We start from the raw sequence: 19346 nt of genomic DNA on the forward strand, positions 1-19346 counted from the left end.
TCTACTCAATTACCACAAAGACTTTGTCACCATTTGCCGAGGTGATGTCAACAATCTGTCCGTCTAATTCATTTTCAATTGCTTCAATGAGCAAGTCAACGTTAATATCTTTTACATATTTTGCTGCCTCAGGTATTCTTTCAGCAATATTTGTACCTACTTTTAAAACAGCCTTTACTAGATTAATGGGTAAATTCACATTCACATTGTCCCCTTCTTTAGAGGTCACACGAATTTTTAACATTTTATTTCCATAAGGAACTCTTTCTTTTATAGTCACTAGCTCTTTCTGATCTTTACCTTGTAAAATAGTAATTAATTCACTAGCTTTTTCCTTATCAATCTTTCCTTCCTCCACAAGCGTTAAGACTCTTGAAATTTCGTCCATCATGAATCTTCCCCCTCTTTTAATAATTGAATGGCTTTCTCTGCCGTAATTTCACCTTTTTCCAATAACGATACAATTTTTTTCTTATCCACTTCCGGTTTCTTTTGAGAGGAATATCCCAGAGTAGAGATAATTTCATCTAACTTTCCTCTAACAGTCGGATAGGAAATTCCGAGTTCCTTCTCGACCTCTTTGATATTTCCACGACATTTAAGAAAAATTTCTATAAAATACAGCTGTTCCTGACCGAGTGCTGCTAGTCTTGATACTTCAAATTCATTTTCTACCGTAGTCTGGCAATGATTACATTGTAACCTAGTAATTTTAAGCGTCTCCCTGCAAACAGGACAATTAGTAAGTAAAGGATACGACATGCTGTTCTCCTTTTTTTTATTTAATCTTATCATACAATATATTTCCATATTTTCAAGTATGAAATTAAAATTATTTATATAAAAATTAATTTTTATTAAAAAAATTAAAAATAACATTAATTATATTAATCACATCATTAAATATCAAATATTTTACTTCCTAACGTACTTTAATTGCTTGCTTTATATTTTATTAGATCACAAATTCATCATATACATTTATTTACTTTTGAGGAAAAAACTATTTACAAACTGGAAAAACCCATCATATAATATTTGATATATAACAAGTGTTATTTAATAAATTTTAGGAGTCATTTTTATGCCACCAAGAACCAAGTTTTCAAAAGAAGCAATCATTGATGCGGCTTTTGACATAGCAAAGACAGAAGGTATTGACAGTATTACAGTCAGAAAAGTAGCAGATCAATTAGGAAGCTCCATTGCCCCTATTTATGTGAACTTTACAGAAGTAGATGAGTTAAAACAGGCCGTTCTAGAAAAGATTCACGATATTGCACAGCAAATGTTAATGTCGCAATACCATTCTGACCCCTTTCTAAATATAGGGATAGCTAGTATAAAGTTTGCTAGAGAGTACAGTGTTCTTTTTAAAGACCTCATTATGAACAGCAAGCGTTACCTCAATCATGTTCAGCCTTCAAGAACGAACATTTTTGAACAGATGCAGGATTCAACTTCACTCAATGGCTTCTCAAATGAAGAATTAGCAGGAATTTTGTTTAAGATGCAAGTGTTTCAATTAGGGCTTTCCGTCATGGATGTGAACGGTATGCTCCCAGAGGATTTTAATGAAGAAAAAATTATCGGTATGTTGGAGAGTACTGGGAAGGATGTCATCATAGCTGCACAAATTAGTAAAAAGAAAATAGAGTAGCAGAATAATTAGGGAGATGGAAAAATGGAGAAGACAAAGGTGCAAATAGAAATCGAGCAACTTTTTAGAAAAAAGGTAGATAAAGACTCACAAATTCACAATGCTTATTTACGTGTTCACTCAGAGAAGTATGGTATTGACTTCGACTTGGCTACGGGTGAAGAATCTATTCACGCAGAACAGCCATTCTATATTGCTAGTATTAGTAAGCTGTTTACATCTGTTCTATTTGGACAATTCATTGAACAAGGAATCTGTTCATACGAGGACAAAATATCAAAATACTTAGACGCGGATATTTTAAATGGACTGCACTTTTACAAAGGAAATGATTATACTAACGAGGTAAAAATCAAACATTTATTAAATAACACCTCAGGCTTACACGATTTCTTTGAAGATAAGCCAGTTAAAGGTAAGCCCATCGTAGAACTTATCCTAGATGAGCCTAATCATACATGGACTCCGTCCGAAGTGATCCATTGGGCAAAGAATAATATGAAAACTCACTTCCCTCCTGGAGAAGGATTCCACTATTCCGATACTGGATATCATCTATTAGGATTAATCATTGAAAAGATCACAGGGTTACCTTACCATGAAGTGCTTAGCAAGAATATTTTAGAACCACTAGATATGAAGCACACCCATTTCTCTCGTATGAAACCATTGGAAGAAAGTCCACATGAAATAGCAAAGCTTTATATCCATAATACTGAGGTTACGAATTACGAGAGTATGAAAAGCATGGTATTTGCTGGCGGCGGTATCGTCTCGACAACCGGTGATTTGTTAAAATTTATGAAAGCACTCGTTCAATATCGCCTATTAGACAAAGAAACGATTGAAAAGATGAAAAGTGACTGTGGGAGATTCTTTTTAGGAATTGATTATGGATATGGAGTCATGAATATTAAAACGATTCCTGTATTAATGCCTGCAAAATATAACTCTTGGGGGAATGCTGGCTCTACTGGAACATTTATGTTTTATCACCCTGCAACAGATGCTTATATTATTGGATCCTTAAATCAATCAGGTTACGGTCAAAAAGGGATTAGATTCATGCTTCAAATTGCAGATAAACTATTAAAAGCTACAAAAAAAGCTGAAGTATTAATGTAATAGAAGCTCGGAACAGTCGGGGAGGAAGCAAACCTCCTCGATTGTCTTTCTTCGGGGTCTCTACCTCTCCTCTATTTTCCACAGGAGTCAAGTGCCTTCCCCTCCTAATACCGCTAATGGAAAAAATTAATTCCTATAAATCAAGTCAGGACAACCCCTATTTTCAACTTCTTCTGAACCAAAGATCTGATAGTAATAATGCTTTTCTGCTTTCCCCACTTCTTGGGAAGCCCCAATTGCTCCAAATCTTATTTTTTCTTGAGGCAATTCTTCAAGGATTTCACCTTTTTCATCTACATAAAAAGCACGGAGTTGATATGCTCCCGAATGTTTCTCATTTACCCATCCAAAATCAGAAGGTGAAGAAGTATTTATAATCCCATTTGGTGGAACCTTATAAGTAATTATATTATTCTCTATTTTTAAAGGTGGAGCCCCTTTTACATTGTAGTTAATGACTACACATCCTTCATATCCCGAAGGTAATAAATAGGTTTGGTCTACCCCTTCTTGATTGACTAATAAACTATACATTATTCCTAAGAATAAAAGGACTAATACGGCTATTCCTATTTTTGTTTTTGTTCCTACCAATATGCCTCCACCTTCTTCTAAATCTAAATAACTTAATCTAATTTACTTAAATCAAATCGATCAATTTCTTTCCCCTTAACAGTAATAATTAAAGTTACATCCATAGCGTGTTTCTCCAAAATTTTTAATTGTTTCTCTGATGGCGCGAGTCTTAATTCAGGATTTTCTTCCTTAGCACCTAAAATAAAATCAAAGGTATAGGTTCCTTCTTTATTTGGTTCAAGAGTAGGAACGCCTGATTCCCCTGTGCCTAATCTTGCTACTTGTCTACCTTCCTTGTCAAAATGAAATATATTTATACCCATTATTTCTTTTAGCACCGCTTCGAACTTTTCATTAGGCACAACAGTCACTTTTATCCCATCGTCATAATCAAAGGTTTGCTCATTCAGCTTTTCAGTTCCACCAAGAGTCTTTTTACCATTATTCTTTAGCACAAAATCATAACTAAGACCAACAGGGATGATGATTTTACCTTTCTTATCTCCCGTGGTTATAGCGATTCCTCCCATTCTACTCTCATCGTCTCTGATTTCAACCTTGGAGCTAACAAGTTCTACTGAAGGCTTACTCGAACACCCAGATAAAAGAAATAGGAATGTGAATAGACAAAAAACAAACTTCAACCCCTTTTTGCTTTTCACCATAAAATCGACTCCCTTCTTAATATTCTAATACGTTTTTATAATCCATACGTTTCAAAAATCTTCTTATTCTCAAAAAGCTAGCCCTTGAGTTCGAAATCATTTTTGTTCTAGTATGATATCGTTACCCAACGCCGCGAGTTAGTGAAGTAACACATAGTTTTGTAAAAACTGAAAATAATACCAGTGAGGTGTTATTAATAGATAGATGTATTTAGATTAGCAGTTAGAAATGGGATTTTTATAAAGTACTTGTAGTCAACAGAAAAGGTTTTTACTGTAAAAGGAGATGCTGGAATGAAAAATATAGCTAACAGCGTTCATATAGGTGAATTAATCGCTGTCTCCAAGGTTTTCCACCTTAATCCTTTGCAAATGATTAATCTACTTGAAAATGATGTAATGGAGGTATTTGAAACGAAGGAAGATTTCTTGGAAAAGTACGGTGAGAGGGATGTATATAGCGAATTAGAAGATTGGTGTGAGTTGAATAATGGAAAAGTTTTTACTAAACAAAAATAAGATCAAGCATACATAAAATTAACAAGAAGGAGGTTTTTAGAATTAACCTCCTTTTTATCTTTTTAAGAATTTATGTTATACACTAATACATCGAATAGCTTTCCATCCACATACAGTAACATCGCCCATTCTCCTGCCATCGAGATGTTTACGCTTGAAGGAATGTGGGCATTGGCCCCGTTATTCTCTCCCCCAAGATGGGTAGACCAACCCGTTGTGAGAATTTGGTGGACCGTTCCCGTTTCTTTATGAAAACCAACAACCGTTAGCACACTTCTTTCTGGATTTTTAATTCCCCATAGATGCCACATCCACTTTTGGTTGATGTTTATACTCGGCATATCTGCTCCAATTACACCTGACTTATTTTCATTTCCTAACATATTGTTATCTATATAGACAGCCTTTCGATTCCAGTCAACCTTTTCGAAGTCGCTTTTTTGGACAAATTTAGGAATATCGACTGGTAAAATCGTTCCTGATCCTACTGATAATACGATATCTCCATAAAACTCCTTATTCAAAAAGACTTCAAATTTCCAAAGTCCACTTTTGGGAATGGTAAATCTAGTAGTAAACCTGCTTAAAGTCGAATATCCAGAAGAAGGTTCCGTAATTTTATTTTTAGGTATTACATTCACTCGTTCCCCAGTCTCCTTATGGGTTGCGAACACTTCTATATTTTTACCCTTATAGGTTTCAAAGGGTTCATTAAAGCTAAACAAATAACCAAAGGGTTTGCCGGCCGTAAGATATGGATCGGGAGAAACACCGAACAGCACCTTACCATTTTTAGAATATTCATATCGAACTTTCCATTCACTGTCCTCAAGAGTTGCCTTGGTTCCTTGATTTCCCCCACCATTAGAAGTTAAGTTAGGAGATATCGTGGTATAAAACAAAAAGACAAACAACGATGCTGCCAGTGTGGTAACCATATAAATAGAGATTTTCGGCTTTCTAGATACGGTTTCTTCCTGTTGATGTAAGGAGGCCCGAATCTTTTGTTTCTGAATTTCTGTAAAGCGAGTCCCTTTATGAGTAGAGGAATTCATTGCTTTCCGTAAATGACTCAATTCCTTTTCCATTAATCCCTCCACCTTTCCATCAACACTTTTAATTTCATCCTCGCTCGATTCAGTCTCGTTTTTACCGTATTTTTGTTAATCTTTAAGATTTCACTGATTTCTTCTATTGATAATTCTTCGAAGTAATAGAGCGTAATGACTTCACGATACTTCATGGGGAGTTCCAACACACAAGTAGCCAGAAACCCCTCTTCACTGCTTTTTATGAGGGACATCTCTGGGGATAGCTCAATCGAATTAAACAAACTAAGTAAGTTGGGATTCATTACAACCCTTTTAAATAGGGAGCCTTTTATCAAATCTTTACACTTATTAATCGTGATCCTATATATCCATGCTTTAAACGAAACAATCCGGTCCATACTCTCGTATTGGTTATAACAAGTAATGAATACATCCTGAACAATGTCTTCAGCGAGTTTCCAATCCTTCGTATAGTTATAGGAAAGCTTAGTAAGCCTATCGCCATATTCATCCATGATATGTTCGAACCATGAATCTTTATCTTCCGGGATTTCATCCACCTTATCAAACATAGTCAAGCTCTCACCACCTCACTTTTTTCACCTATTGCAAAGACGACTGAGTTTTGGTTTGGTTTCATTTTTTTAGAAAAAAAAACTACTCTAATGAGTAGCTGGATATTCCTTCATTTTTCCCTTCTGAAATTTTACCGCTAGAATCTAGACTTGATATACAGTCCTCATTAGTCTAATAAGCAGGTCATGATGGTATCACCGAATTGACGAACATCTGCTAAATAATCAAATCCATCAGGTGAACCAAAACTATTAAATGCTCGCACAGCCACGAGATTAAACTGAGGGATTACCAAGAGAGTCACTCCTGTATAACCAAGAATTTGATAGGAGCCTTTAGGGACAAGTTCACCAATCTCTGATTTTCTTGCAGGCAAATCTTTTACAAACCAAAGGAAGCCATTTTGTGGAATTTCATTGTCTATTAAGTTGGGACTATGAAGAGATGTTGCTAGTTCAATTATTTTATTCGATGTTATTTGCTCCCCATTTACAGACCCTAGTTTAAGATGAAAGTACCCCCATTTAGCTAAGTCCCTAGAAGACACATACATGTTCATCTGATCGCCCTCGGTACTTTTACTCGAAGTCCAGTTTTTATCAATCGGTTTCCGTATTACATCAACAAGTTTTTCATTTAACTCCCCGTACCATCCAGTTTCCATTAGGTTTAAAGGTCTAAGCACTTGATTCGTTACTAAGTCAGCTACCGATTGACCAGTTGTAATTTTAACGATTTGTGTTAAAAAATCAATTCCAATACCACGATAAGACCAATTCTCCCCAGCTGGATATTCTCGATGAATCTCTCCATTAATCCTTCGTAACCCATGTGTATGTGTTAAGAGATGCCTTATTGTTGTTCCATTTAACTCAGATATCTTATCCAACGGAAGGTACTTCGTGACTAAATCATCTATTGACTCTATGTAACCCTCATTTACCGCATAGGCCACGGCAAATCCTATGTAACTTTTACGAACGGATGCCACGTGAAATTGTGTATCTTCCTGAATGGGTCTTGCATTAGAATTCTTCGATTGCTTCCCCCAATATTCTTCAGTCACTATGTTATCATTATGAATAATAAAAACAGATGCACCAGAACAGTCAACTTTTTTAGATGTCTCCATTACATTAGATACAACCGAATCAAACCTGTTATTTAACCATTTATTAACCTTCACTGTTCCACTACTTTCCTTTTATTCCTTGGTTATTACTTCACCTTCCACAAATAACCATCTCAATATTCCGTCTACTATTATACAAATTGTACCATAAGTGAGAATGGTAGGTTAATATAAAATGAAGAGATACATATCAGAGGGAAATAATAGCAAATAATGTTAAGAATTAGAATTTATTCACTGTTATATTAACTATAGGAGGTGAAGGGGTTGGATTATGTAGCTTGCATTGAACGAACGCTAGAATACATTGAGGATAACATGGAAGAAACGATTACACTAGAAACACTTGCAGATATAGCATGCTTTTCTCCTTTTCATTATCATCGCGTATTTCAAGCACTTGTAGGAGAGTCCGTAATGGATTATGTGAGAAAAAGACGTCTTACACGTGCAGCGGAACGACTGTACTACTTGGATGAAAAGGTGATCGACATTGCTATGGATGTCGGTTTTCAATATCAAGAGTCATTCAACCGTGCTTTTAAAAAGGTTTACGGGGTTTCACCTAATCAATATCGTAAAGCACATGCCCTATCTGGTCCCTTACGTGGAAAAGCCTCACTAAAAAAGTTAATCATTCAAGGAGGAATAAAAATGGAACCAACATTCATTACCAAACCTACATTTCACATCATTGGCTATGAACTAAAAACAAAAAATATAGACGGACAAAACAATAAAGACATTCCTGAATTTTGGCAGATTTATCTTCAAAAGAAATTATATGAGAACATTCCAAATCCTCTAAACTGTAAAGAAGAGCTTGGTATTTGCACGGATTTCTCCCCCGAAACAGGTGAGTTTGTGTATTTGATTGGAATGGAAGTAGAGGAAGGAACTCCAGCACCTGAAGGGTTAGTATACAGAAGCTTTCCGGAAATGGAATATGCCGTATTTACAACACCAAAGTCAGATGATCCAACATTTTCAGCCTCCATTCAGTCTACATGGAATTATATCTTTACAGAATGGTTCCCAAATTCCGGTTATGAACATGCTGGGGTCTTAGATTTTGAGTTATATGATGAAAGATGCCATCAATCTGAAGATAAAGTAATGGATATCTATATTCCGGTTAAAAAACAGACGGTAAAAGCATAAAAAAGGGATGGTTCAATGTTGCATGATGAAGCACAGTGAACCATCCTTATATTTGTGATGTTCCGATTGTGAAAGCAATAAACCAATCGGTAATGCAGCAAAAAATGCGGCCATCCAACCCTTCCCTTTACTGAACCATACTAGGTAAGCTGCTAAAGGCGCAACAAGTGCTACAATCCCCCAACGCAAAAAATAATAGTTTATTATTTTTATTTCTACGACTAAGCCCCACTGAACGTTTCGTTTCCTTCTCCGTTAGTACAATAACTAAAAATGCTGAATTACCTTATCGATAAACGAACCCTTTATCTTTTAGTCAATCTACCAAACCCTTTAAGGAACTTTTGTGCTTTTTTATCATTTTTATTTCATAGTAATTTTGTCCATTCAGAATTTGTCCTTTGTACATAACATGTTACTAGTCCTAATAAGAGGAGGTGAATTTTATGTCATATCAAACGCAAGGTGGGGGAATGGGTAATAATTTTGCTTTGATTGTTGTTCTATTTATCCTATTAATTATCATTGGAGCTACGTTTATGGGTGGAGGATACTAATTCCAAAACCCAAACTCTTAGCGAATTCAACCATCCTTATCAACCTCCTATAAAGAAAGTACGAGCGCCAGTGCTTTCTTTTCCTATTCTGTCATGCATCGTCATACTTACCCTCTGTGGAACTAAACATTCTAATGTTCGAATTTCCAATTTATCCCACTAACACCAAAAGCTTTACCCTTTGATGTTTTTATGGTTGGTATTGCTTATATGCTTTTATATCAATACTTTAATTCATGGAAAAAATATATGATAGCTTTAGTTATAATGGCTTTACATATGCTTTTATTGGCGAACCGTTAAGCATGCTTTAAATTTGGTTCATTATATAAGATGGAAATATATCTACTCCTTTGTGTATTACATTATCTTAGGGTTAGTAATTAAAATAAATGTTAACAATTGCAGAAATAACTACTCAATTAAACAGCCTCTTTAGGTCAGGATTTTATCTGGCCTAATTTATTTATTCTAAGTTACCCAATCTACCACCCCAAACAAAAAGCCAGCAAAAAACATTGCTGACTTAATCGATATAGATTATTCTTCCATCCCATGCTGATTAAACTAAGTCTTTTATTTCATTAACTGATCTCTATCAGCTGCATGAGGTGGTCTTTCCAACCACGCATGCTTAATTAAAAGATTTAAGCCGTCCTCTGCGTAGAGTCCAATCTCACCTTGTAATCGAACATAAACAGCAGCTATATCACGTCTTGGACTAGCAGAAATTGCCGTTCCGTAGTTACCCATACCAGCAGCAGTCATCAAGGATATTTGAAACAACATTAATTTATCGGAAAAAGGAGATTCCGTTGTGTCCTGAACTTGTGCATCCCAGGTTACAGGTGCAGGAAGGTCATCTTCATGTAAGGATTTACTGAATACTTCTATTTGTTCTTTTGAAATTTCTTTTCCCCTTTTGAAATAATCTCGGACATCCTTAGATTTCGCAACTTGAGCGAAACCAGTTATAACTGCTGTACCCATATGGTTTGTTTGAATATTAGAAAACAAGTGAGTGATTTCTGCTGCTGTCAGCGGTCGTTGTTCACCCCACCAACCCGCTAAAAAATGTTGTTTTTCAACCATATCCACTTCTTGGAGATAGGGAATATATGGAGACCGAACTTCTATTCCTTTTTTAAGAAGTAGGTCTGTTGTTTCATTAAATAATTCCATTGTTGAAGAGATACAAGACATAAAGTGTTACCTAATGTCATTTCGAAAGGTATGTGGCAAAATGGCACCGTATGTAACTAAAGCCCCTTTCGTCATATGTTTAGTATAGATTAAAAAGAATTCATCAGAAAATAGCCTTGGAGCATCTACATTTACATCGTTTTCAGTAAACCCCAGAGGGATAGCATGTTTTTCTTCCTTAAATATTTTTGTAACCACTTGTACATGCTGTTGAGATAAATCTAAGGCATGCTCTAAGATCTGTTTGATTTCCTCATCTTCAACTTTAGCTAAATAATACTTATATACGCATACAAACATAGAATCTGCTATATAATTTGCCCACAAACCACCTAATTCAGATGAAGTTAAACGAATATGATGAGCTTCCATAATAATACCTCCAGTTATATTCCTGTAGATATTATCCCCATAAAAAGATACTTAATAAGAAGTTTTTCTCAAATTTAACTATCAATTTAAAATTTGTTTTTCATTTCCATTTACGAAAAATGGATAATTCTATTCCGACAATACCTTGTTATAGATCACTTCCACTAAGCTTTTACACCGCTTGAAATCTTGTTGTTGAGGAACTAACTCCACTTTTAAAGTAGCTGCTAGATTTGTCTGTACATATAACATATCTCGAAACTGATCAACTGCTCCACAATAAATGGGATAAAAACTATCGCCAGTCCCAAAGACAGCTGTTATCAGTGATTTGTTATTTAAGGCTTCTAATGCCCGGTATAGTTTGCGCATTTCCTTTGGGATCTCTCCGTTCCCCCATGTATAAGTACCAATGATCATTACATCAACATCACTCAAGATACTTAGGGGAAATTGTTCAATCTTGTAAATGACCGTTTCAAAAGGATGCATTTGAAACGAGTGATAAATATAGTTGGCTAATTCTTCGGTATTCCCTGTAACAGAAGCATAAACAATAACAACCTTCTTTTTATAACTCGTCAAATCCATTGGATTCTGTTACCTTTGTATAGGTTCTAGACTTTTGTTCAAAAAAGTCTGACTTTGTATCATTAATCATCTCATCACTAAATACTTGAATCCAAGGCATCGGATTCTTTCTTTCCTCGTAAAGGTTCTCAAGGCCAAGCTGTCTAAGACGCTTATTGGCTAGGTACTCCAAATACCCTTTAAACTCTGGCAAATCGATCCCACTAATATTTTCGAAAATATGATCAGCCCATTCTTTTTCGAGCTGGGTTGCTTGCTCAATGGAATGGTAAATATAATCAATATTCTCTTTTGTGTGAAGAGAAGGATTTTCCGTTAATAAAATTCGAATAAATTGGGACATAAAATAAGCATGCTGCATTTCATCTCGTTGAATATAGCTAATCATCGTACTGGTTTTTAACATTTTTTGTTGCCTCGCTAAATGATAGAAAAAAGCAAACCCCGCATAAAAATAGATTCCTTCTAAATTGATAGAGTTTATCGCTAGAGCTAATAAGGTTCGTGGAGTTGGATTTTCCCTGAATTGTTCATAGGCATCTAATATTAGTTGATTCCTTTTCATAATGATTGGGTCCGTCTTTGCTTCATTAAATCTAGCGTTTTGTTCTTGTAACGGAATCAATGAACTTAAAATGTACGAATAGGATTCATTGTGAACGGCTTCCTGTTGAGAGATGACGGCAAAAATGGCTTTAAAACTCGAATCCGTTACATAATCCATGACTTGACTCATGGTGGGAGTTTGTAAGCTATCTAAACAAGCTAGCTGTGTATTAATTTTTAAAAAGGCATTTTGTTCCTCATCACTTAGATGACCCCATTGTTTAATATCATCTTGCATATTAATTTCTTTGGCTATCCAGAAGTTTGATAATAAAGTTTGGTACAAATCATACATTTGTGGATAAGCAATATCATTCCAGTTTAATAAACCAGAGGACTTTCCATTAATAATACCTGTTGATTTGTTTGGATGCTCTGGGTTTAATAATTTAACTTTCTTTATCGGTTCATTTTGAGTAAGCATGTTGGATTCCCCCTAATTAACTATGACAAGCTTCGCATTCATTTAGTTCACCCTGAGACGTACTTCTAACATAGTAAGTGGTTTTTAAGCCCTGTTTCCAAGCTACTAGATGTAAGCTTAATAGTTCCTTAGCTTTGATATCATGTCGAACATACAAATTAAAACTAATTCCTTGGTCAATATGTCTTTGACGGGCAGCATTTTGCTTGATGCTCCAATGCTGATCTAAAAAATGCCTCGTTTTTCTGTAATAATCGTAAGTATGATGGTTTAGGTCAGGTGCCGTAACTTTAAATTTAAAATTCTTCTTCTCCTCTGCATATTCCACCGCATAAAGTGGATCAATTCCATCCGTAGAACCTCCGATCTTAGCTGTAGATGAGTTCGGTGCAATCGCCATCATCCAACCATTTCTAACCCCGTGTTCAGAAACGTCCTTCTGTAATTTCTCCCAGCGTTCAGACGTATAGTTCTTTTGCCCAAAATATTCACCCGTTTGCCACTGGGAACCTCTGAAGGATGGATATGCTCCCTTTTCCTTAGCCAGTTCCATGGACGAATGAATCGTATAAAAGGCAATATCCTCGTATAATTCATCAGCAAATTTAATAGCCTCTTCCGATTCCCAATGAATGCCCTCTAATGCTAATAGATGATGCCAACCAAAGGTACCTAGACCCACCGCTCGATATTTTTTATTCGTCGCCTCCGCTTGTCCAACCGAAAGAGTGTTCAAGTCTATTACATTATCAAGCATCCTCATTTGAATAGGTATTAATCTTGGTAACACATTGGCCCTAAATGCACTTGCTAGGTTAATAGATGAGAGATTACAAACAACGAAGTCCCCAGGTTTACGAACGATTACGATGTTTCCCTCTTCATCCTGATATTCTTTTATAATGGTGGTTGCTGACATATTTTGAGTAATTTCTGTACAAAGGTTACTACAGAAAATCGCGGTACGTCCTTTACCTAACACATGTTTATTCGGATTCTTCCGGTTTACTTCATCACGGTAAAACATATAAGGGGTACCTGTTTCTAATTGGGAAACCATGATTCGTGCCATAATATCCATTGCTCGATAGGTTTTTCCTGGAAGGAGAGGATGAGAAACGGCTTCCCAATACTTCTGAGTGAAATATTTTTCATCACTTTCATCATAAAAATCTTCCAAGCCCAGTGAATTTCCATTTTCATCTTTCCAGCCCATGATTTGTTTCACTTCATAGGGGCAAAACGTATGCCACTCGCCAATACTTCTACCAGATTCATCTGTCTCTCCTAATGCTTCCATAAATAAATCAGGTATTGCAACACCAGTAAATATATCGTGTGCTTTTCTTCTCTCATCCCCATTATTGGTTTTTAAGTCTAAAAATCCGTTCATGATATCCTTGTGAAAAACATCTAAATAAACAGCGATGGCCCCTTGTCGTTGCCCTAATTGATCCACACTTACAGCCGTGTTATTGATTTGACGAATCCAAGGTACGATTCCAGAAGAATTGCCTTTATATTTTTTAATATCTGATCCTAGAGCACGGACCTTACCATAATACACACCTAAACCGCCGCCATCCTTGCTAAGTCTTGCAACATCCCAGTTATTCAAGTAGATACTGTCTAGGGAGTCATCTACCGTATCAATAAAACAGGATGAAAGCTGTCCCACTCGTTTTCCTGCATTGGCTAGAGTAGGTGTGGCAACCGTCATATGTAAATTACTTAGTGCCCAATAGGCCTCTTTAATATAGGAAAGCCGCTTTTCTTTCACTTCATTCTTCATTAGGAACATAGCAATAATCATAAAACGTTCTTGTGGTAATTCATAAATATTCCCATCAAAATCCTTCGCGAGATATCGATCTGCTAATAAAAATAGTCCAATATATTGAAATAAATAGTCTTTTTCAGGATCAATAAGGCTGCCTAATTCGTCTATTTCTTCCTTTGAGTACGAGTGCAGTAAATCTTCATTATAAATTCCTAACTCTACTAATTGACTGATTAGTAAATAAAAGGAACCATACTTCTGATTCACATCATATCCCCTTACTCTAGCCACATCTTGGTACAATTTATATAAGTACATTTGTGCAGCTAAAAATGTCCAATTGGGTTCATCTATAGACACTTTGTTTAAGGCAAAATGAAGCGCTTCTTCTCTTTGACTTTCTTCATCTAAACCTGAAATTCTTTTTAATAAGTTACTAGTGTCTAAATGATAAATTTGAGTGACCTCTTGAATGATTGTTTCAATCTGATTCAACATTTGTGTTTTCATCTATTTAAAACTCCTCTACTGGATTGGCTATTTTCAGTCTTCTCTCTCTTCTTTGTTTCGCATGTAACAAGAACTTTTTTTCTTCTTCCGTTTCCGGTTCAACTCCTGGTACAGGCACTGGCTTCCCCTCTTCATTTATAGCGACCATGGTCAAAATGGAAGTAGTCGTTAATGTTCTTTCACCCGATTCATATTTTTCACACTCTACTTTTACAAAAACCTCCATAGAAGTTCTCCCTGTAGAGATGACAAAACCTTCTAGAGTTAAAATATCTCCTACTTTTGCAGAACTTAGAAAATTGACCGTATCGATAGAAGCTGTTACAACTACTTTTTTGCTATGTTTCATGGCTGCTATGGCAGCTATTTCATCTATATAAGATAAAACCGTCCCTCCAAAAATCGTTCCCATGTGATTGGTATCAGGGGGTAATACCAGCTTTGTTTGAATGGTTCGTGAGACATTCGTTGATAATTTGTTCATAACATTCCTTCTTTCCTACTATTTAACATTTATTTGAAACACAAAAAATCCATTACTTCTTGAGTAATGGATTTATCAGTAGAATTACATGATTATATTAACGTAGGAAAAAACAGTCGTTTCATTTGCCCACCATTAATACACCCTCATTCTACCTTCCCAACTCCCGAAGAAGATAATACGATATAAAAATGGCAGGTCTCCTGACTTATGCTTCACCCTACTATAAGTCCTTCCCATCATATGACAGTGGATGTACTTATTTCGTCAGCATTTACAGTTGCGGGGACAGTTCTGGATTTTGACCAGATTCCCTATTAAGTATTAATAACACCATTTTTACTGGCAATACACAATATGTAGTTGTCTTTAAAAATACAATACAATATATTGATAGTCTAGTATAGATTTCCTCATTTGGCAACAGCAAATATTTTATGCCCAACCATTAGAAAATGGCTGAGCAAGAGATTCTTCCCGAATTTTACATTTTAAATCATCGTTTAAAATTATCATTTCCGCAATATCTTCTCCATCGCTTTTCCTTTTGCTAACTCGTCAATCAGCTTATCCAAATAGCGAATTTCTCGCATAGTAGCCTCTTCAATGTCTTCTATTCGGACACCGCAAATGACTCCTTTAATCAAAACACGCGAAGGATTGAGTTCGGGAGCTTCCGCAAAGAAAGTCTCAAAGTCTGTCTTTTTTTCCAATAGCGTTTCTAACTCTTCCTGGCTATATCCTGTCAACCAACGGATGATTTCATCCACTTCTATTTTCGTACGTCCTTTTTTCTCCGCCTTTGTAATATAGTGGGGATAGACACTTGCGAAACTCATCGTATATATCTTATGTTTGGACATGATCTATTCTCCTTAATATACTTTTCTGTATTATAGTTAGAATTATGGTGAAGTTCAATGAGTGGCAATTAATGATTAGCTTTATTCTCGTTTTCCTTTTGAGTATAATTACTGAAACAAACCGAACAACCAAACGATTAAATACATAGGAATGGCAACAATAATACCCCCTGCAAGTAAATAACCTACAGATTGTATGATAAATTTAATAATATCATAGATAGCTCCTGCTAAGTCATCAACAAACCTGACCACTAATGAACCCTCCCCCACCTCTAATATGTAAATCAATAATAACATTGTTTTCCTTGGAAAAAATCAAAACGCAAGGTCTCACATTAACAATGTCTCTTAAATTAAACAGCGCCTATAAACCAATAAAGTACCCACTATTTAAGTATGCTATTTAATATTGGTGGAGAAAGAATTAATACTACGGAACAAATGTTTAGCATTCTAGAAAGTTTTTTAGGGAGTTTTTCCTTTCCTTTACCTTTATACCAACCAGAAAACTGCCATCGATTTCTGTAAAGCACAAAAAGGAATAAATAAATCCCAAGACTAGCAGTCCATCCATATTGCTCCATATTTATATCAAATTCTGAGTATAACGTTCCCAATACATAGGCTAAAATACTACCAAGAAATAAAAATATCAAAATAATACGAGCCAGCTCTAGTAATACCCTCAAATCAAAAACCCCCCTATTGAAAATAGTTTTAAACCTTCTGCTCGTTGTATTTAGTTTAAATTGACTTATTCTCTTTAGTCCATCCTACTATAACAATACGGATTATATAAGTGATTATCAATACGATTATAATTAAATTCGAGTATCTAATCATTCCTGTAATGGAATAAGCAAGTGTATATAACGTTAGGAAAAACATTGGTAAAATATTAAAAATGAACTGTACCCATTTACTTGTAAAATAAGTGACTATTAATGCAATGACAATTCCCAAAATACTAATTATCGTTAAAGGAAGTAAGTAAATCTCTTGAAGATCAAATTGAAATAAATAAATTATATATATGAATAACAACACACTTGCTAAGATTATGCGAATCCATTTATTAATCTTTAATCAACTCTTTCTCACTCCCTACCTTACTTAAGCGTTAAAACAAAGTACCGCTCCTAAAATAAATTCTACCATAATAATACAACCCTGAATGAACCAAACTGGTTTGTTAGTCGAATAAGAAAAAAAGTTGCAGATCAACATTTGACCCGCAACTCATGCTACTTGTATTCACAAACCAATTTACTAAAATGACCTGTTCATTCAAGAGGATATCACTCCATCAATCCGTCACCTAATAAATACAAATACCCTATTGAACTCTAATAACAATCTTCCCCTTTGTACGTCCGCTTTCTATGTGTCGGTGTGCCTCAACAATCTGTTCCAAAGGAAAACATTTCTCAATAACAGGTTTTAATTTTTCTTCCTCTACAAGACCACTTAAGAAATCCAAATCTCCATCGTTTGGCTCCGTAAAATGGATCTTTGCTTTTTTGCGCTTAATTAATGAACCTATCAACAATTGAGCTGGGTGGTATTTAGGGTAAAATAAGTGTTCGGTAATATAAACTCCTTTCTCACTTAGAGAGTTTAAACAACTGAAAAAGGTTCGCTTACCAACGGCATCCAGAATGATATCGTACTTATTTCCATTATCCGTGAAGTCTTCCTTCGTATAATCAATCACATCATGTGCCCCAAGCTTCTTAACCCAACCAAGATTGGATGTACTACAAACAGCCGTTACCTCAGCCCCAAAATAATTGGCAAGTTGAACAGCAAAATGCCCTACTCCACCAGATGCCCCGTATATTAAGACTTTTTGTCCTTCTTTTACCTTTGCAACATCTCTCAATGCTTGTAACGCCGTTTGAGCAGCACACGGTATAGCGGCTGCCTCCTCAAAAGTTAAGTTTTTCGGCATATGACTTAAGAAATTCTCACGTGGAGACACATATTCAGAATGAGATCCGAAGCAACTACCAAAAACGTGATCACCCACCTTAAATTTACGAACATTTTCACCGACAGCCTCAATAGTACCCGCAACATCAATGCCTAGTATGGAATTTTTGGGTTTTGTTAGTCCATTACCCACCCTTGTTGGTAAATAGCCCTTTCGATACAAATAGTCTAATGTATTGACGGATGCACTGTGTACACGAATCAACACCCTATCTTGTTCTATGATGGAGGGCTGTTCGACTTCCTTTATACCCATAACTTCAGGGGGACCATAAGTACGATAAACTGCTGCTTTCACCCGCATACCTCCGTAAACAATCTATTTTCTTTGTATAGAAAAACTACCTATAGAAAAAGGTGAAGCGCATCTAAACAAACAGCTAGGAATTATGTAGTTGTATTTAATCTAATACTAGTCACTAGATGATAATATGTTTAATTTTATATATTCTTCTTATTAGCTTTTATACCGCTCTGAAAATATAAAATATTTACGGGGAAGAATTCAATTAAAAAGATCATCTCCCTCCTAGAAAATTTCTCTTTCAACCACTAAGTAAAAGAAACAACTAGCTTTTGTATAAACGAACCCTCTTCACTCAATAATTAAAATAATTGACAATTGATCAGTATGTTTATATTATATGTTTAAACATTTAAACATTTAAACATTTAATCGTTTTATAAAATATATAAACATAAAGGTAGGTTTTTTATATAAAAAAAACAGCTGTTGTAACAGGAGCATCTAGTGGTTTAGGTTTAGAATTTGTTAAATTATTTGCTAATGATGGGTATAACCTAGTGGTAATCGCTCGAAATGAAGAAAAACTTCAAGAATTAAAAAGAACTTATCCAAATATTACTGTTACTGTTATTTCAAAGGATTTAAGCAAGCCTAATGGGATCAAGGAAGTAGTTGATGTAATAAGAACACAAAAGATTACAGTGGATGTCTTGGTTAATAATGCTGGATTCGGGCTGTTAGGGGCCTTTGAGGATCTAAGTATTGAGGAGCAATTAAATATGATACAACTTAATATTTCTTCTTTAACCGAGTTAACCTATCATTTGCTTCCCGATTTGAAGAAAACTTCTGGAAAAATATTGAATATTGCTAGTACAGCTGCATTCCAACCAGGACCGAATATGGCCGTATATTACGCAACAAAAGCATTTGTTCTATCCTTTTCTGAAGCATTAGCAGAAGAGTTAAGAGAAGTTGCCATTACGGTAACCACTCTTTGCCCAGGTGCAACGAAGACAAACTTTAGCTCCGTTGCAAAAGTTGAAAACACAAAAATGTTTAGCAATGCCATGTCTTCTGAAGTAGTAGCAAAAATAGGGTATGTTTCTTTGATGCAAGGAAAAAGAGTGGTTATACCAGGGGGGCTAAATAAGGTTGGAGCATTGGTTGCTAAATTTTTGCCTAGACGAACGGCAGCTAAAGTTGCTAAACTTGTGATGACAGAGAACTAGACTATGCATATAAAAT

Annotated in this window: 23 protein-coding genes and 1 riboswitch; of the genes, 6 read left to right on the forward strand and 17 right to left on the reverse strand. The window is 35.5% G+C overall.

Annotation, left to right across the window (positions count from 1 at the left end; genetic code table 11):
* Nucleotide 1: 1 nt before the first annotated feature.
* A complete protein-coding gene (locus SM124_RS14555) occupies nucleotides 2-391 on the reverse strand; it encodes an SHOCT-like domain-containing protein (RefSeq protein ID WP_322447238.1) in 390 nt (129 codons plus the stop codon).
* Nucleotides 388-762: a DUF2089 domain-containing protein gene (locus SM124_RS14560; RefSeq protein WP_322447239.1), complete on the reverse strand. Its 375-nt coding sequence runs from the start codon at nucleotides 760-762 to the stop codon at nucleotides 388-390. Before SM124_RS14560 ends, SM124_RS14555 begins: the two co-directional genes overlap by 4 nt.
* A 322-nt stretch (nucleotides 763-1084) precedes the next feature.
* On the opposite strand from SM124_RS14560, the gene SM124_RS14565 reads away from it, so the two are divergent.
* Together SM124_RS14565 and SM124_RS14570 are read left to right on the forward strand one after the other, a co-directional pair.
* Entirely contained in the window at nucleotides 1085-1660 is a 576-nt protein-coding gene (locus SM124_RS14565) for a TetR/AcrR family transcriptional regulator (protein WP_322447240.1), read from the forward strand.
* 24 nt (nucleotides 1661-1684) lie between these two features.
* Nucleotides 1685-2785 carry a serine hydrolase domain-containing protein gene (locus tag SM124_RS14570; protein WP_322447241.1) on the forward strand — a complete coding sequence of 367 codons (1101 nt, stop codon included), beginning with the start codon at nucleotides 1685-1687 and terminating at the stop codon, nucleotides 2783-2785.
* A gap of 126 nt (nucleotides 2786-2911) precedes the next feature.
* On the opposite strand, the gene SM124_RS14575 is transcribed toward SM124_RS14570, so the two are convergent.
* Nucleotides 2912-3379, reverse strand: coding sequence for a DUF6843 domain-containing protein (locus SM124_RS14575; protein ID WP_322447242.1), 468 nt, complete (start codon nucleotides 3377-3379; stop codon nucleotides 2912-2914).
* 32 nt (nucleotides 3380-3411) lie between these two features.
* The gene (locus tag SM124_RS14580; RefSeq protein ID WP_322447243.1) at nucleotides 3412-4026 is read right to left on the reverse strand and encodes a hypothetical protein; all 615 of its coding nucleotides are present in this window, start codon (nucleotides 4024-4026) and stop codon (nucleotides 3412-3414) included.
* 294 nt (nucleotides 4027-4320) lie between these two features.
* Here SM124_RS14580 and SM124_RS14585 point away from each other — a divergent pair, with 294 nt between their 5' ends.
* Nucleotides 4321-4545: a hypothetical protein gene (locus SM124_RS14585; RefSeq protein ID WP_322447244.1), complete on the forward strand. Its 225-nt coding sequence runs from the start codon at nucleotides 4321-4323 to the stop codon at nucleotides 4543-4545.
* Between the two features lie 62 nt (nucleotides 4546-4607).
* Here SM124_RS14585 and SM124_RS14590 read toward each other — a convergent pair whose 3' ends face one another.
* The 3 genes from SM124_RS14590 to SM124_RS14600 all read right to left on the reverse strand — a co-directional run bounded on the left by SM124_RS14590 (nucleotide 4608) and on the right by SM124_RS14600 (nucleotide 7359).
* Nucleotides 4608-5633, reverse strand: a complete 1026-nt coding sequence (locus SM124_RS14590; protein ID WP_322447245.1) for a DUF4871 domain-containing protein — start codon at nucleotides 5631-5633, stop codon at nucleotides 4608-4610.
* Nucleotides 5633-6169, reverse strand: coding sequence for a sigma-70 family RNA polymerase sigma factor (locus SM124_RS14595; RefSeq protein WP_322447271.1), 537 nt, complete (start codon nucleotides 6167-6169; stop codon nucleotides 5633-5635). The genes SM124_RS14590 and SM124_RS14595 overlap by 1 nt, the downstream gene beginning before the upstream one ends.
* Before the next feature lie 170 nt (nucleotides 6170-6339).
* Complete coding sequence (locus tag SM124_RS14600) at nucleotides 6340-7359, reverse strand: serine hydrolase domain-containing protein (protein WP_322447246.1); 1020 nt, start codon at nucleotides 7357-7359, stop codon at nucleotides 6340-6342.
* A gap of 264 nt (nucleotides 7360-7623) precedes the next feature.
* Here SM124_RS14600 and SM124_RS14605 point away from each other — a divergent pair, with 264 nt between their 5' ends.
* Both SM124_RS14605 and SM124_RS14610 read left to right on the forward strand, forming a co-directional pair.
* Nucleotides 7624-8466, forward strand: a complete 843-nt coding sequence (locus SM124_RS14605; protein WP_322447272.1) for an AraC family transcriptional regulator — start codon at nucleotides 7624-7626, stop codon at nucleotides 8464-8466.
* Between the two features lie 446 nt (nucleotides 8467-8912).
* Complete coding sequence (locus SM124_RS14610; protein WP_322447247.1) at nucleotides 8913-9023, forward strand: YjcZ family sporulation protein; 111 nt, start codon at nucleotides 8913-8915, stop codon at nucleotides 9021-9023.
* 576 nt (nucleotides 9024-9599) lie between these two features.
* Here SM124_RS14610 and SM124_RS14615 read toward each other — a convergent pair.
* The 10 genes from SM124_RS14615 to SM124_RS14660 form a co-directional block, all read right to left on the reverse strand.
* Nucleotides 9600-10226 (reverse strand): DUF3231 family protein, encoded by a 627-nt coding sequence (locus tag SM124_RS14615; protein WP_322447248.1) that lies wholly within the window; start codon nucleotides 10224-10226, stop codon nucleotides 9600-9602.
* A gap of 6 nt (nucleotides 10227-10232) precedes the next feature.
* On the reverse strand, nucleotides 10233-10598 hold the full coding sequence (locus SM124_RS14620) for a DUF3231 family protein (protein ID WP_322447249.1): 366 nt from the start codon (nucleotides 10596-10598) through the stop codon (nucleotides 10233-10235).
* Between the two features lie 129 nt (nucleotides 10599-10727).
* A complete protein-coding gene (locus tag SM124_RS14625) occupies nucleotides 10728-11189 on the reverse strand; it encodes a flavodoxin domain-containing protein (protein ID WP_322447250.1) in 462 nt (153 codons plus the stop codon).
* Nucleotides 11170-12219, reverse strand: coding sequence for a ribonucleotide-diphosphate reductase subunit beta (locus SM124_RS14630; protein WP_322447251.1), 1050 nt, complete (start codon nucleotides 12217-12219; stop codon nucleotides 11170-11172). Before SM124_RS14630 ends, SM124_RS14625 begins: the two co-directional genes overlap by 20 nt.
* A 16-nt stretch (nucleotides 12220-12235) precedes the next feature.
* The gene (locus SM124_RS14635; protein ID WP_322447252.1) at nucleotides 12236-14509 is read right to left on the reverse strand and encodes a ribonucleoside-diphosphate reductase subunit alpha; all 2274 of its coding nucleotides are present in this window, start codon (nucleotides 14507-14509) and stop codon (nucleotides 12236-12238) included.
* A gap of 4 nt (nucleotides 14510-14513) precedes the next feature.
* Nucleotides 14514-14993 (reverse strand): acyl-CoA thioesterase, encoded by a 480-nt coding sequence (locus SM124_RS14640; protein WP_322447253.1) that lies wholly within the window; start codon nucleotides 14991-14993, stop codon nucleotides 14514-14516.
* Nucleotides 14994-15169: 176 nt separating this feature from the next.
* A riboswitch (cobalamin riboswitch) is annotated at nucleotides 15170-15346 on the reverse strand.
* Between the two features lie 159 nt (nucleotides 15347-15505).
* On the reverse strand, nucleotides 15506-15856 hold the full coding sequence (locus SM124_RS14645) for a DUF2200 domain-containing protein (RefSeq protein WP_322447254.1): 351 nt from the start codon (nucleotides 15854-15856) through the stop codon (nucleotides 15506-15508).
* Between the two features lie 108 nt (nucleotides 15857-15964).
* Entirely contained in the window at nucleotides 15965-16111 is a 147-nt protein-coding gene (locus SM124_RS14650) for a hypothetical protein (RefSeq protein WP_322447255.1), read from the reverse strand.
* A 134-nt stretch (nucleotides 16112-16245) separates the two neighbouring features.
* Nucleotides 16246-16548 carry a hypothetical protein gene (locus SM124_RS14655; RefSeq protein WP_322447256.1) on the reverse strand — a complete coding sequence of 101 codons (303 nt, stop codon included), beginning with the start codon at nucleotides 16546-16548 and terminating at the stop codon, nucleotides 16246-16248.
* 647 nt (nucleotides 16549-17195) lie between these two features.
* Entirely contained in the window at nucleotides 17196-18149 is a 954-nt protein-coding gene (locus SM124_RS14660; RefSeq protein WP_322447257.1) for an NAD(P)-dependent alcohol dehydrogenase, read from the reverse strand.
* Between the two features lie 419 nt (nucleotides 18150-18568).
* Here SM124_RS14660 and SM124_RS14665 point away from each other — a divergent pair, with 419 nt between their 5' ends.
* Nucleotides 18569-19330 (forward strand): SDR family NAD(P)-dependent oxidoreductase, encoded by a 762-nt coding sequence (locus SM124_RS14665; protein WP_322447273.1) that lies wholly within the window; start codon nucleotides 18569-18571, stop codon nucleotides 19328-19330.
* The last annotated feature ends 16 nt before the right edge of the window (nucleotides 19331-19346 follow it).

Source organism: Robertmurraya mangrovi (assembly GCF_034427655.1).
In the GTDB taxonomy this organism is placed as follows: Bacteria; Bacillota; Bacilli; order Bacillales; family Cytobacillaceae; genus Robertmurraya_A; species Robertmurraya_A mangrovi.

What these genes read in the sequence shown, in the direction of transcription:
- SM124_RS14555 (WP_322447238.1), bottom strand. Translation starts at nt 391, where the DNA reads ATGATGGACGAAATTTCAAGAGTCTTAACGCTTGTGGAGGAAGGAAAG.
- SM124_RS14560 (WP_322447239.1), bottom strand. Translation starts at nt 762, where the DNA reads ATGTCGTATCCTTTACTTACTAATTGTCCTGTTTGCAGGGAGACGCTT.
- SM124_RS14565 (WP_322447240.1), top strand. Translation starts at nt 1,085, where the DNA reads ATGCCACCAAGAACCAAGTTTTCAAAAGAAGCAATCATTGATGCGGCT.
- SM124_RS14570 (WP_322447241.1), top strand. Translation starts at nt 1,685, where the DNA reads ATGGAGAAGACAAAGGTGCAAATAGAAATCGAGCAACTTTTTAGAAAA.
- SM124_RS14580 (WP_322447243.1), bottom strand. Translation starts at nt 4,026, where the DNA reads ATGGTGAAAAGCAAAAAGGGGTTGAAGTTTGTTTTTTGTCTATTCACA.
- SM124_RS14585 (WP_322447244.1), top strand. Translation starts at nt 4,321, where the DNA reads ATGAAAAATATAGCTAACAGCGTTCATATAGGTGAATTAATCGCTGTC.
- SM124_RS14590 (WP_322447245.1), bottom strand. Translation starts at nt 5,633, where the DNA reads ATGGAAAAGGAATTGAGTCATTTACGGAAAGCAATGAATTCCTCTACT.
- SM124_RS14595 (WP_322447271.1), bottom strand. Translation starts at nt 6,169, where the DNA reads ATGTTTGATAAGGTGGATGAAATCCCGGAAGATAAAGATTCATGGTTC.
- SM124_RS14605 (WP_322447272.1), top strand. Translation starts at nt 7,624, where the DNA reads ATGGAAGAAACGATTACACTAGAAACACTTGCAGATATAGCATGCTTT.
- SM124_RS14610 (WP_322447247.1), top strand. Translation starts at nt 8,913, where the DNA reads ATGTCATATCAAACGCAAGGTGGGGGAATGGGTAATAATTTTGCTTTG.
- SM124_RS14615 (WP_322447248.1), bottom strand. Translation starts at nt 10,226, where the DNA reads ATGTCTTGTATCTCTTCAACAATGGAATTATTTAATGAAACAACAGAC.
- SM124_RS14620 (WP_322447249.1), bottom strand. Translation starts at nt 10,598, where the DNA reads ATGGAAGCTCATCATATTCGTTTAACTTCATCTGAATTAGGTGGTTTG.
- SM124_RS14625 (WP_322447250.1), bottom strand. Translation starts at nt 11,189, where the DNA reads ATGGATTTGACGAGTTATAAAAAGAAGGTTGTTATTGTTTATGCTTCT.
- SM124_RS14630 (WP_322447251.1), bottom strand. Translation starts at nt 12,219, where the DNA reads ATGCTTACTCAAAATGAACCGATAAAGAAAGTTAAATTATTAAACCCA.
- SM124_RS14635 (WP_322447252.1), bottom strand. Translation starts at nt 14,509, where the DNA reads ATGAAAACACAAATGTTGAATCAGATTGAAACAATCATTCAAGAGGTC.
- SM124_RS14640 (WP_322447253.1), bottom strand. Translation starts at nt 14,993, where the DNA reads ATGAACAAATTATCAACGAATGTCTCACGAACCATTCAAACAAAGCTG.
- SM124_RS14645 (WP_322447254.1), bottom strand. Translation starts at nt 15,856, where the DNA reads ATGTCCAAACATAAGATATATACGATGAGTTTCGCAAGTGTCTATCCC.